The organism is Paenibacillus shenyangensis (genome assembly GCF_000346635.1).
Taxonomy (GTDB): Bacteria; Bacillota; Bacilli; order Paenibacillales; family Paenibacillaceae; genus Saccharibacillus; species Saccharibacillus dauci.
In genome coordinates this window covers 114,657-127,615 of sequence record NZ_AOIG01000007.1, presented here as the reverse complement: position 1 = coordinate 127,615, position 12,959 = coordinate 114,657, and the positions used below count along the sequence as shown (strand labels likewise).

The window sequence follows — 12,959 nt, the reverse complement described above, 5'->3', positions numbered from 1 at the left end:
GGAAATGTAAGTTTAATTTGAACGTGCCGACAGCCAGGCATTGACGACCATACCGCTAATTACGAGGATTAGCCCAATCCACATTCCTATTGAAGTGAGTATGACTCCGAGCAGTACCCATTCCCCCAACAATGTAAATACCACCTCCAGCGATTGTGTAGCTTCAACAGCTGCAAGACGTGCCGGATGATGGCGTACCCGGTCGGTCGCTCCGAAAAAGAGTACGGTAGCGACTACGCCCGAGAATAGGGCGACCAGAAAAGCCTGAATGGTCTGTTCCCCTGCAGGTGGCCCGTACTGGATCAATCCGATGACAGACAGCACGATCCAGAATGGAAGACTGGCAATACTCATTCCCAGCGTACGCTGAAATGCATCCAGTCTGCCATCACATACTTCCATCATTTTACGGTTGCCGAGTGGATAAGCGATAGCTCCAATCAGAATCAACACTATCCCCTGCCAACTCGCCCCCACTGAACTACTCTGAGCCTGGCCGATCTGCATCAGTCCAATGCCCAGCAGCATCATAAGTGCAATCAATAGTACACTGCGCGGGATACGTCCTCTTTCCCGAACTGGTCCATCCGGTGTCTGACGTATGAAAAAGAACAGCGGAGAGAGCAGCATACCCGCAAGAATCGTTGTCTGAAAACCGGCTGCTGTCAGCCAGGCAGGCGCGTATATCGCTGAAGCACAGAGCGGTGCATAGAACAGACCGAACCCCACTGTACTCCATAACAGCCATTGGCCAGGTTGACGACGTATTTCCTGCCAGACCGGCTTCAGGTTACCGCGTACGACAACCAGTATACCTAGCAGTGGAATCATGAAAAAGTAACGCAGTGCACTGCTCCAGATCCAGTGTCCTCCACCTACCTCCATTGAGCGATTCAGCACAAAGCTTGATGCAAAAAAGAACGCAGCGAGAATGCCAAGCCATACCGCTCTCATTATCGTTCCTCTGCCGGTTCGGAAGATCGAGATATGGTGGAGGAATCATTCTGCCTAGGAGCCAGCCATTGCCCCAGACTAAGCCAGTTGTGTTCCATCCAATGAGCTGCATCGGCTTCGTTATGTTCACGGCAGGCAGTTATGATCTTCAGATGATCTGCAGGAGAATGCTCACGGCTGACCTGACTGAACTTGGCATATTCCAACCTGCGGATCTTGGGCATAATCCCATGAAGTGCAGCATTCAGTTCCGGGTTAGCTGCCCGGTTCAAGAATACCTGATGGAAACGGTCATCAGCAGCGATCGCTTTCTCTGCATCCTGCTGCTCCAGCGCCACTGTCAGCTCTTGATTGGCTGCTTCCAGCTCGGCATAATCCTCTACCGTCAGCTGACTTGCACATAGCCTTGCTGCCAGTGCATGCAGCGCTGCTGCGACTACAAAAGCATGCGCTGCTGTTTCTTCATGCAATAGTGCGATCCGCGTAATGGCTCCAGGAAACGATTCGACCAGCCCTTCATCTTCCAACCGCTTGAGCGCTTCTCGTACTGGCGTACGACTAACACCAAACTGGCTGGCCAGCTCCATGTCATTTAACTTTTGACCTGGTGCCAGTTCGAGCGTGATAATTCCTTGTTTAAGCGTAATATAGACCTGATCACGTAACGACGGACGATTTAATTTCTGAAATTGAGGTGTATTCATAAAACCAATATATTGCATATTAATATAGATGACAAGAATGAATGATAGTTATAGTTTTCTGTTACATACGATTAAGCAGTAGTTAAGATCGCCATTATTATTTATATAGATATCAATAATTAGCTCTCCCGCATCCTTTTATCCCTACAATAAAGAATCTATACTTTTAAAATAGGATCGATGACTATATAAATTCCTTCTATCCCTATTTTTTAATTTCATTTATCAAAAAAAGAGCATCTTCGCCCTGAAAAGGGGCAAAGATGCTCTTTTGTATTTGTATATCACCATCAGGTCAACGCTTTAAATTAATCTATCTCACAAGCGTACTATCTTTTTCATCAACCTTTATACGTTAATTATTTGGAACGACGGTTAGGATTAAGCAGACTGCGGTTTTTGCCATACAGGAAGTAAATCATCAAGCCAACTACCAGCCATCCGAAGAATACAATCCATGTCAGGCCCTGCAGCTGCAGCATCAGATACACACAGCCTATTGCACTCAAAATGGGGATCAATGGCACGAAGGGTACACGGAATCCTCTTTTCAGATCCGGCTGTGTACGACGCAGTACGATAACTCCAATACTCACTACAGCAAAAGCAAACAGCGTACCGATATTAGTCAGCTCTGCCAGTTTGCCCAGCGGGATAAAACCAGCGAAGAAAGCGATAATAATACTGGCAATCCATGTGCCAACCGCAGGAGTCTGGCTCTTGCCACTGACTTTGGAGAAGACCGGTGATAGCAGTCCATCCCGGGACATGGCATATAGCAGACGGCTCTGTCCATACATCATAACCAGCAGTACGGTCGTAATCCCTGTAATAGCACCAAGAGAGATAATCCAGGCCATACCGTTCAGATGAACGAATTCCAGAGCAAAGGCAACAGGATCACTTACATCAAGCATTTGATAAGGTACAATCCCTGTCAGAATCAACGATACAATAATGTATAATACCGTACATACGGCAAGCGAAGTAATAATACCGATCGGCAGATCACGCTGCGGCCGCTTTACTTCCTCGGCAGCTGTAGATACCGCGTCAAAACCGATATAGGCAAAGAAAACAGTTGCTGCACCAGCAGCTACCCCTCCCCAGCCGAACGGCAGAAACGGTGTCCAGTTATCCGGTTGTACATAGAACACACCAATGCCGATAAAATCAGCACAACAACCAGCTTGATAGCAACCATAACTCCATTCGCCCGTGTTGCTTCCTTCACCCCACGTGTAAGCAGGAAGGCGATAATCAGTGTAATAATGGAAGCGGTAACGTCAAAATACGTTCCATTCGCCGGGTTAAACGCACTGGTAAGTGCTTGTGGCAAATGAATACCTATTCCAGATAGCAGACTTTGAAAGTATCCCGACCAACCGCTTGCAACAGCAGCGCTGGCAAATCCATATTCCAAAATCAGATCCCAGCCAAGAATCCAGGCGATAATCTCGCCAAATGTTGTGTAGCTATACGTATTGCACTACCGGATGCAGGTACAGAAGAAGCAAATTCCGAATAACAAAGTGCCGCAAATGCACATACAATACCCGCTAGCAGGAAAGATAGTACCAAACCAGGTCCCGCATAATTTGCCGCTGCTACCCCGGTAAGTACAAAAATCCCTGTACCAATAATGGCACCGATTCCGAGAGTAGTGAGATCGAGTGCTCCAAGGACAGGTTTCAATTGGCTGTCTCTTGCGGCAATAGGTTTGCGTCTGAATAATGAAGTATTGTCTTTAGAATTGCTCATAGACGAATTCCTTTCTTCTGTAAGGTATATTCACATTTATTCACTAATGTTAAATAACACCTACAGAAAACTACACAATACTACACTTCAACGCGTTGAATGATTGAAACTTTTTTTGAGAAAGTGACATAATAGCTTCCATCGAACTTATTTCATGAACTAAATCGATGTAGGTTTATATGCAATATGCCAATATGCCTTTCCATATGCTTCCTTTTTGTTGACAATGAGGGCAGTTTACCTCTCCTGCCAGATAGGCAATAACCTCTTTTAGCTCGAATAGCTCAAATCGGACAGCCTGATTCAATAATTCGTTTAGCATTGTATCCAACCTGGTTGTCTCCATCATAGGTTGGATCGCATTCCCCTTGCTGTCGTCTATCAGCACAGGATCAGTCGGATATACAATCCAGGAGGTCTGCTGATTGGATACGGTAGGCGGCCAAATATACCATTCTTTGCCGCAATGCGGACAAGCTGCCGGATATTCTTCGCCATCGGGATGATGAAACAGTAGTCTGGAGACCGCCGGATAACCATGATAAGCCATAAAGGCTGCAAGCATATACTGTCTGTCTAACTGATCCATAAATCGTTCGCGCACAATAGACAGTATTTTATCATCTAATCGATGTATTTCCCGAATCGCCTGGTGATAGTCCCGTTCGATATCAGCATACAGAGATCGATCGATGTGACCTTCTACCAATGGATTACGATCTGCTTCATACTCGGCAGCGATCATCCCGCCATCTGTATAAATACTAGTAATGACGAGATCCTCCGCCGAATGATGGGCAATAGACAACAGGTAAGGAACAGCAGCCAGCGTAGCTGTATAAATCGTATTTTGATGCAGCAATAATTCATACAATTCATCGGCTTGCTCTTGATTGTATTCCTGGATCAGCGAAGCCAGCTGCTGTGGTACCTCTGCGGCTGATCCATAAGCTGTAGAAAGTTCGGCCCATAGAGGGCTGTCCAGTGCAAGCATTATTCGTCCTCCTCCTGACCCTGCTGAAGAGGCAGTGGCAGCTGGATATCCAACCGTGAAATGGCTTCCTGCTTCTCCCGATTACTTACGTGAGTATAAATAATGGTCGTCTGAATAGAAGAGTGACCGAGCAGCTCCTGAACTGTACGAAGATCGGTTCCCTGTCGCAGCAGCATAGTCGCAAAGGAATGACGGAGTTTATGACTCGAATATGGCAGACGCTGCCCCGGCTCCACATCTTCCTGAAACTTGTCAAACGTATCGGCAGCGATCTGCTGGATATTGCGGATCGACAGACGGGTACCCTTTTGCGAGATAAACAGCGCATTCTCTCCGTCTCGCCATGGAGTCAGTCTTTCTCGAATCGCCAGACCCAGAAATTCGGCGACCGCAGACGGAACTGGCAGTGTACGCCATTTTCTTCCTTTACCAAATACCTGTAGTGTACCGCGTTCCTCATTATAATCCTGTACATTCAGCAGATGCACCTCACCAACACGCAGTCCCATATAGGCCATAAGCAAAAAGACAGTCAGATTCCGTGTCCGGTATTTACCTTCTACCGACTGCAAAAAAGCGGTCAGTCTGGACTCATCTAGATAGACAGGTTCCTTGTTCTGTTCAGTTTTGGCCTTTTTGATACCTGCTGCCGGGTTGGCAACTGCCATTTCCAGTTCCATCAACGCTTTGAAAAAGCAGCTGACCGCTGCATGTTTGCGATTACGTGTTGAATCGCTAACTCCGCGGGAACGTGCTCCACTCAAGTAGGACAATACATGTCGTTTTTTGATCTCGTCCAGGGGTTTGTCACGTACTGAATGGGATTCGAGAAATTCATGTACATCTCCAAGATAGGCTTTACGGGTATATCCGGTATATCCCGCATCCTTCATCCAATCGAGAAAAGCTTCCAGCTCTTCAGCATAGGGACTTCCTGCATCTTCATCCCATGATTCTTCATATTCATCCTGGTTATCCGATAGGGTAGTTCCGCGTTTATTCATGATATTTATATTCCTTTCCTGTACAGTTCGCTCCATGGTTTTTCTTCATTATACAGGAGTCTTTGGCAACTACCTATATTCAGGACAGGCGTTTATTCTTTTCTTCTCTATTTTGTATGGATAGAAATGAAGTCCATCTGCTGTTTCACTTGTTTCTTATATGTTTACGTTGACTATAGAAGCAATTGCACAATTAAATTTTGTTGGAGTAATTGTATAGGCAATAACAAGGCACCGATTTGCTGTATTATGCTGTATGAGTCTTTGCAGCAATATGCATCGGAAGCTTTGACCACAAAGCCTACCAAGCCATTTAATCGTATATCTATCAGCTACTTTATTCTTGAGGAGGCCTTTTACATGACTACCGACAAAAAAGTACATTTGGAACCTGCAGCACAGAAATTTGCCGATGATAACTCAAAACCCCCTTTCCTATTCGATCTGGGGCCTGAAAAAGGACGCGAGACTGTTAATGAAGTCCAGTCCGGCGATATTGCCAAACCAGAAGTAGATATTGAAGATCTGAAAATTCCTGGTGGTCCGAGTGGCGAAGTAGCTATTCGTATCGTACGTCCTCCTGGTGCTCCTGCCGAGCTGCCTGTATTACTGTATATTCATGGTGCAGGTTGGGTATTTGGTAACTCGCATACCCATGATCGTCTGATTCGCGAATTGGCAGTAGGTGCTGAAGTGGCTGTCGTCTTCCCGGAATACAGCCTGTCCCCGGAAGCCAAATATCCAACAGCTATTGAAGAAATCTACGCGGTACTGCAGTGGATTGCTGAACAAGGCAGTACACAGGGATTTGATACTTCCAAGCTATACGTCGGTGGAGACAGCGTCGGAGGTAATATGACTGCTGCGATTACACTGATGGCCAAAGAGCGCAGCGGTCCTGCGATCCAAAAACAGCTGTTGTTCTATCCAGTAACTGATGCGAGCTTTGATACCGAATCCTATCATCAGTTTGCTGAAGGATATTTCCTTGCTCGCGAAGGTATGCAGTGGTTCTGGGATCAATATACTACTGATCCAGCTGAACGTGCGCAGATTACTGCTTCTCCACTGCGCGCTACTACAGAGCAGCTGCAAGGTCTACCGGAAGCTCTGATCATTACCGGCGAAGCCGATGTACTGCGTGACGAAGGTGAGGCCTATGCCAACAAACTTCGCGAAGCGGGCGTTCCGGTAACGGCTGCACGCTTCCAGGGTATTATTCATGACTTTGTGATGCTGAATGTGCTGGCAGAGACACAAGCCAAAAAAGGCGCCATGAAACTGGCGAATGCGTTCCTGCGCGAAGGTCTGTAATTTACTATATACAAATAAAAAGACAGCTGCCTATATGGCCAGCTGTCTTTTTATTTGCATCGTTCATTTTATAACGTTGTTAACTCCTATTTTCTTTATACGAATAACGAATTATCAGTGACATTCTATAACCTATTATAATCATCACAAAATTGATCCCTACCATGACAGTACTTCTGCTATAGCCTTGGACTATAACAGTATAGCTGGAGACTGTGTCCAGACTTCATTGGCGGTGTCGATGACCAGCCTAATCTTGTTCCACTGCTCTTCCTCGGTTAGCATATTTCCTTCTTCTGTTGAAGCAAACCCGCATTGCGTACTCAGACAAAGCTGATCCAGCGGTACATATTGTGACGCTTCAGCGATGCGTTCCTTGAGCATTTCCTTGCTCTCCAGTCCCCCATGCTTGGTTGTAACCAATCCCAGTACAACAAACTGGTTTTTGATATAACGCAGCGGCTGAAAGTCACCAGCGCGTTCATTATCGTATTCCAGGAAAAAGGCATCGACCTGTGTTTTGCCAAACAACTCTTCGGCTACCGGCTCATAACCTCCTGCTGCAAACCAGGTGGAACGAAAATTGCCGCGACATACATGCAGCGCAATCGTCATATCTTCCGGACAGTGTTCAATACTCTCATTAATCAAACGTACATAGTCGCTGGCCAGCTGGTCAGGATCTTGCCCCCGGTTACGAAGCAGCATCCGGTGCCTGCTGCTGCATAATGTTCCCCAAGTTGTATCATCCAGCTGCAAATAACGACAGCCCGCATCATAGAATGCCTGAATAGCCGTCTGATAGACATGGATAATATCCTGATACAATTCTTCCTGATCACTGTATACGTCATTGCCATTGTAATTCTCCACAAAATGAAACAGTGCCGGCGAAGGGATAGTCATCTTGGCCATGCGATCACCAGCGAGCTGCTGCAAATAGCGGAAATGCTCTATCATCGGATGATCACCAAAAGAGATTTTATCAACAATACGGAAACTCTCGGCACGGTTACGATTATCAATCCCCGCTGTAGGCAGACCGATCTTCTGGGTGCCCTGAATCCCCAGGAAAAAGTCCAAATGCCACCATGTACGGCGGAATTCCCCATCGCTTATGGTCTGCAGTCCCATGTTCTTTTGCTGCTGTACCAGCTTGATAATCTCTTCATTTTCTATCATCTTCAGCTGTTCTGCATTGATCTCCCCGCTCTCATACTGGAACCGCGCATCCCGGATGGATTCCGGTCGCAGGTAGCTGCCTACAATATCACAGCGAAAAGGAGCGGTATTTCGTTTGGTTCCTGTTAATGGACTCTGCATAGGCTCCTCCTGTACTTATAATAGAAATTGATTCATATTCAGATAGCTGTTGGATACCAGATCGTTCAGTATCTCAATATATTGAGACGCGACTTCACTCGGTTTGCGATCTTTGTGTGCGATCCAGCCCACTGTAAAGTCCTCGCTGGTCTGCAGAGGAACAGATATGAGCTGTTCGTAGTTGAACTGGGACACCAGAATGCCAGTGCCGACTGTATAGCCATTTGTGCCGGATAACAGGTTGGCGAGTGTCGCCCGATCATGCACCTTGATACTTTTGGCAATAGAAGAGAAGGTAATCATCTCTTCTGAAAAATGCAGGGAATTATTCGCTCCCTGATCAAATGTAATATAAGGATACGTACTGAGATCCTGCGTCGTCACCATTTCTTTTTGAGCGAGTGGATGACCGGCACGGATAAAAATATGCGGGCTTGTGTTAAACAGCGGCGTAAACATCAGATTTCCATCGCTGAATAGTTTGTTCATAACCTTGAAGTTACGTTCATTAATATAGAGAATGCCAATATCGCTGCGCAGTGTCTTTACATCTTCGATAATGTTATAGGTCTGCGTCTCCCGTAGATGCAGATTGTATTCGTTGATATCGGTCTGTTCCATCAACTTTACAAAAGCATCGGATACAAAAGCATAATGCTGTGTGGATACGGAGAAATGAATCAGATTCCGCTTGCTGCCATGATAACGATTCTCGATCAATTCGGCCTGTTCGATAATCTGACGGGCATACCCAAGAAACTCCATTCCTTCTACCGAAATACTGATCCCCCGGTTGGTACGGTCAAAAATGGAAATACCAAGTTCGCTCTCCAGTTCCTTGATGGCATTTGAAAGGCTCGGCTGCGAAATAAAAAGCCGCTTTGCCGCCTCGTTCATGGAACCGCAGTTCGCAATTTCAATGGCATACCGCAGCTGCTGTAGTGTCAAAACCTTCCCCCCTGTGGACAATCCGTCTAGTGGTATCACGTTCATTCTCTTCTATTACAGTGTACAGATTTTTGACTAATCGAAGTTATCGTAGCACAGATGATCGGCTCAATCCAAGTGATTCCCTCTGGCATAGTTATTTCCTATAACAGAGTACAGCTGGGAATCACCGTCACTATACAAACAGCATCACTAACCGTTAACGAATACCGGCCAGTGATGCCTGGGTGATGCATTATTTCATGGAAATTCTGGAGATGGTAAAGCTGCCATCACCTGAGAAATCCTGATACGGACTCGGGATGATTCGGTCAATCTGCTGAATTTCTTCTTGGGAAAATTGGATGTCCAGGGCTCCCAGATTATCGATTAACTGCCGTTCATTACGAATACCCACAATCGGAATCACTTCTGGACGCTGCAGCAGCCAGGCCAGAGAGAACTGACTGAGAGTGACTCCTTTGGCATCAGCGAGAGCGGCCAATTGTTCCACTGCATTCAGTTTGTGCTGATTATGCGGTGTATCCAGGTCCATCTCTTCTCCCCGCGATCCTGCCGGAAGCGGCTGACCTTTGCGATATTTGCCGGAGAGCCAGCCGCCAGCCAGTGGAGAATAGGCAAGCACGGACAATCCATGACGCTTGGCAGCCGGGAGTATCTCCTGCTCACTGTAACGATTGAACAAGCTATAGGATAACTGATTGGTTACAAAATGCTCCAAATTCATCTTTTCACTCGTCCATAGTGATTCCATCATGCGCCATGCTTCAAAGTTGGAACAGCCGATATACCGCACTTTCCCCTGGCTCACCAGCGTATCCAGCGCTCGCAGGGTCTCATCGATCGGCGTATGCGGGTCAGGACGATGAATCTGGTAGAGATCGATATAATCCGTTCCCAGCCGCTTGAGACTGGCCTCCACTTGTCTCATGATCCGGTAACGGCTTGCGCCTTCACCATTGGGGCCTTCCGCGGTGCGGACTTTGAATTTGGTAGCTACAATAAATTTGTCTCGTCGACCTTTGAGCGACTTGCCGATAATTTCTTCACTTGTTCCTTTGCCATATGTATCTGCCGTATCAAGAAAATTAATACCTGAATCCAGAATCCGGTCCAGTAAGGAGAGTGAACTCTGCTCATCCATATCCCAATCTCCATACGTCATTGTGCCAAGACAGAGACGCGATACCTGCAGACCACTGCGCCCCATGTACCCATAATCCATCATACTTCCCCCTTTATTAATATTGTGCATGCCGAAGATCCGCAAGTGAATAACTGACTCCAACGAAAACGCCTTCACTTCCTTTTTATTATAATCAAATCCAGAAGTAATCCCAACTTTACCAATTTGTCCCGAAGTCCAGTTCCTTTCAAGGCTATGGAATCAATATAAATAGATTTGAGGATTTTTGAGCTTACTTGTTAGTATTACAGGTTTTCTGTATAGCTATAAAATAAATATTTACTACTAATCATGATTTTGTTATCGATAGTACAAAAAGCAGCTCTTCCCGTAGGAATAGAGCTGCTTTTTGCTGTAATCCTATATTATTTTCAGGAAGACTTGCTGACTGGGTCTGTACTCATCCATGCTTCCAGATCGTTTACTTTCATCGGTCGACCGTAATAGTATCCCTGGATATGATAGCAACCAAGCTGCTGCAACAGGTCTACATGCTGGCGCGATTCCACCCCTTCGGCCAGTACATTCATCTTAAGCTGCTCGGCAAGTTCGATTACGGAACGGACCACGGCTACATTACGTGGATTCACATCAATATCAAAGATCAGTGAGCGGTCAATTTTGATAAACTGGAACGGAAAGCTGGTTACTGTCTTCATTGATGAATATCCCGTGCCAAAATCATCAACAGCCAGCGTCACTCCCATGCCGACGATCTCTTCACAGATTTGCATAATCTGTTCTTCTTCGCGAATAGCGGCACTCTCTGTAAATTCAAGACAGAGCAGATGGGCAGGCAATCCAGTCTGCATCAGTACTTTTTCTACTTTACGGGCAAAATAAGGATCACTCAGCTGACTTGCCGATACATTCACAGACATCTGCATTTCCGGATACCCTGCTTCGAGCCAGCGTACTGCCTGTTCAGCCGCTTCCTGCATTACCCATTCCCCAATCGGCCGAATTGTTCCATTCTGCTCGGCAATCGGTACAAAATCCTGAGGGGATACAAAGCCTAACTCGGCTGATTGCCAGCGCAGTAGCGCCTCTACACCAAATACTCTGCCTGTACGACTATCAACCTGAGGCTGATAGACGAGCGAGAATTCATTGCGCAGCAGCGCTGTCTCCAGTCCCTGCTGCATAAGCAGATCACGTTCTGCCTCACTTTTCAATTGACCGGTAAATAGATGATATTGATTCCGTCCCAATCGTTTGGCTGCATACATAGCAATATCCGCATTACGCAGCAATGTCTCCGGATCTTCTCCGTCTCTTAGAGCAATACAGACACCAATACTGCAGGACACATGATAATACTTTTCACCAAGTACAACTTGTTTGGCAAAAGCATGCAGGATGGTATTCGCCATTTCGACTGCTGTCTCTTCTCCCTGCCAGCTCTCCAGCACGGCCAGCAGTGCGAATTCGTCGCCGCCAGTGCGTGCCACAATGCTGCCTGGAGGCGTATGCTGACGAATCAGATCCGCTACATTACAGAGCAGAATATCGCCTGCAGAATGGCCCATGGTATCATTAATCCATTTAAAATGATCCAGGTCCATCTGCATTACTACAATTCGCGTACCGTTAGAGTGTGCATTGTGAACGGCTTCCTCCAACTTCATATTGAACTGATAGCGGTTCGCAAGACCTGTCAACGAATCGGTAAATGCCAGTTCCAGCAACTGTTGCTCGTTGCGCTGCTGTTCGGTAATGTCACGCACCAGCAGATAGGAATGCAGCTCGCCCTCAATCTCCATAAAGTCACTATTTATCTCTACCATATAACGCAGACCTGAACGACTTATAATCTCCATCTGCATCTGCTGAGGAAAAGCACGTTCCTGAAACGCCTGATTGATAACATTCAGATACCCACTTTTATCCGGATCCGGTAAAATGGACAGAATATCAATATCGCCTTCGCTTTCGGATATACCTGTTATTGCACGGAAAGCAGGGTTGGATTCGGTTACAATACCACGTGAATTCATCAGGGCAACTCCACTGCTGGAAAGGGTGAACAGTAATTTGTAACGCTGCTCCGCTGTGGCAAGAAAATTATGCTTGCGCATCGCCAGACGCAAAGTGTATGCCAAAATAATTGCTGCATACGTTGGCAGACTATCTACAGGAAGGATAGGAATCTCCGGAAAAATCTGACTGAGAGCAAAAAACATAACCAGCCAGATCGATGCTACTACACTTCCACGTATAATTGTAAGCATCATCTGCTGTTCGCGTTCATAAGCACGGCTACTTTTGAGTTTGCGGTAACCAATAAACATAATCATAAGCAAAAAGGAAAGTGAATAAAACGTAATAATGATAAACATCCAGTCAAAAGTTTTATTATGCATCTCCATCCGCCAATGTTCACCCATAGCCATGTATAGCTTGAAAGTATCCGGCCAGCCATGAAGCAGTATAATTCCGACCAGCGGAACACCTGCAAAAGGATGAAGCAGCCAGAATGGCAATTGAATCTGGCTAAGAATAGCAAAGAAATAGGTGAGGATGGTAATCGCAATAAATGTCAGATCATAAGTCATGCGAGGATTGATCCAGCTTGCAAACCCGTAATCAAGCGACTGGGTGAGAAAATCGGATAAAAATATAAAAGAAAGCGCACCAATCAGGATCGTAGTCAGCCGATGAAGAGAGCTGTCTGGATGCCGCATCAGGATTTCAATAGAAAGTGCACCCAACAGCACAAATGGTATGAATGATATGACTAGGCTAACTAAAAAGCTATACATGACTTTTGA

Annotated in this window: 9 protein-coding genes and 1 pseudogene; 1 reads left to right on the top strand and 9 read right to left on the bottom strand. The window is 46.1% G+C overall.

All coding sequences use genetic code 11. The features are described from left to right. Window positions 1-12: 12 nt before the first annotated feature. From H065_RS0106070 to H065_RS0106050, 5 genes and pseudogenes are all read right to left on the bottom strand, one after another. Window positions 13-954, bottom strand: a complete 942-nt coding sequence (locus H065_RS0106070) for a DMT family transporter (RefSeq protein WP_017812135.1) — start codon at window positions 952-954, stop codon at window positions 13-15. After that, window positions 954-1,658 (bottom strand): GntR family transcriptional regulator, encoded by a 705-nt coding sequence (locus tag H065_RS25375; RefSeq protein ID WP_017812134.1) that lies wholly within the window; start codon window positions 1,656-1,658, stop codon window positions 954-956. Before H065_RS25375 ends, H065_RS0106070 begins: the two co-directional genes overlap by 1 nt. A gap of 359 nt (window positions 1,659-2,017) precedes the next feature. Further along, window positions 2,018-3,419: pseudogene (gene bcaP / locus H065_RS25370) on the bottom strand (branched-chain amino acid transporter BcaP). 175 nt (window positions 3,420-3,594) lie between these two features. Then, entirely contained in the window at window positions 3,595-4,413 is an 819-nt protein-coding gene (locus tag H065_RS26885) for a hypothetical protein (RefSeq protein ID WP_017812133.1), read from the bottom strand. Next, window positions 4,413-5,417 (bottom strand): tyrosine-type recombinase/integrase, encoded by a 1,005-nt coding sequence (locus tag H065_RS0106050; protein ID WP_017812132.1) that lies wholly within the window; start codon window positions 5,415-5,417, stop codon window positions 4,413-4,415. The genes H065_RS26885 and H065_RS0106050 overlap by 1 nt, the downstream gene beginning before the upstream one ends. A 360-nt stretch (window positions 5,418-5,777) precedes the next feature. Between H065_RS0106050 and H065_RS0106045 the strand changes: the two genes are divergently transcribed. Next, the gene (locus tag H065_RS0106045; protein ID WP_017812131.1) at window positions 5,778-6,731 is read left to right on the top strand and encodes an alpha/beta hydrolase; all 954 of its coding nucleotides are present in this window, start codon (window positions 5,778-5,780) and stop codon (window positions 6,729-6,731) included. 192 nt (window positions 6,732-6,923) lie between these two features. On the opposite strand, the gene H065_RS0106040 is transcribed toward H065_RS0106045, so the two are convergent. The 4 genes from H065_RS0106040 to H065_RS26880 all read right to left on the bottom strand — a co-directional run bounded on the left by H065_RS0106040 (window position 6,924) and on the right by H065_RS26880 (window position 12,872). Continuing rightward, window positions 6,924-8,054: a 5-methyltetrahydropteroyltriglutamate--homocysteine S-methyltransferase gene (locus H065_RS0106040; protein ID WP_017812130.1), complete on the bottom strand. Its 1,131-nt coding sequence runs from the start codon at window positions 8,052-8,054 to the stop codon at window positions 6,924-6,926. A gap of 15 nt (window positions 8,055-8,069) precedes the next feature. Further along, a complete protein-coding gene (locus tag H065_RS0106035; protein WP_017812129.1) occupies window positions 8,070-9,002 on the bottom strand; it encodes a LysR family transcriptional regulator in 933 nt (310 codons plus the stop codon). Between the two features lie 235 nt (window positions 9,003-9,237). Next, window positions 9,238-10,230: an aldo/keto reductase gene (locus tag H065_RS0106030; protein ID WP_238557899.1), complete on the bottom strand. Its 993-nt coding sequence runs from the start codon at window positions 10,228-10,230 to the stop codon at window positions 9,238-9,240. 329 nt (window positions 10,231-10,559) lie between these two features. Beyond that, window positions 10,560-12,872 carry a putative bifunctional diguanylate cyclase/phosphodiesterase gene (locus H065_RS26880; RefSeq protein WP_238557898.1) on the bottom strand — a complete coding sequence of 771 codons (2,313 nt, stop codon included), beginning with the start codon at window positions 12,870-12,872 and terminating at the stop codon, window positions 10,560-10,562. Window positions 12,873-12,959: the final 87 nt, after the last annotated feature.

Excerpts from the sequence above, each read along its gene's own strand:
- H065_RS0106070 (WP_017812135.1), bottom strand. The coding sequence starts at position 954 with ATGAGAGCGGTATGGCTTGGCATTCTCGCTGCGTTCTTTTTTGCATCA.
- H065_RS25375 (WP_017812134.1), bottom strand. The coding sequence starts at position 1,658 with ATGAATACACCTCAATTTCAGAAATTAAATCGTCCGTCGTTACGTGAT.
- H065_RS26885 (WP_017812133.1), bottom strand. The coding sequence starts at position 4,413 with ATGCTTGCACTGGACAGCCCTCTATGGGCCGAACTTTCTACAGCTTAT.
- H065_RS0106050 (WP_017812132.1), bottom strand. The coding sequence starts at position 5,417 with ATGAATAAACGCGGAACTACCCTATCGGATAACCAGGATGAATATGAA.
- H065_RS0106045 (WP_017812131.1), top strand. The coding sequence starts at position 5,778 with ATGACTACCGACAAAAAAGTACATTTGGAACCTGCAGCACAGAAATTT.
- H065_RS0106040 (WP_017812130.1), bottom strand. The coding sequence starts at position 8,054 with ATGCAGAGTCCATTAACAGGAACCAAACGAAATACCGCTCCTTTTCGC.
- H065_RS0106030 (WP_238557899.1), bottom strand. The coding sequence starts at position 10,230 with ATGATGGATTATGGGTACATGGGGCGCAGTGGTCTGCAGGTATCGCGT.
- H065_RS26880 (WP_238557898.1), bottom strand. The coding sequence starts at position 12,872 with ATGCGGCATCCAGACAGCTCTCTTCATCGGCTGACTACGATCCTGATT.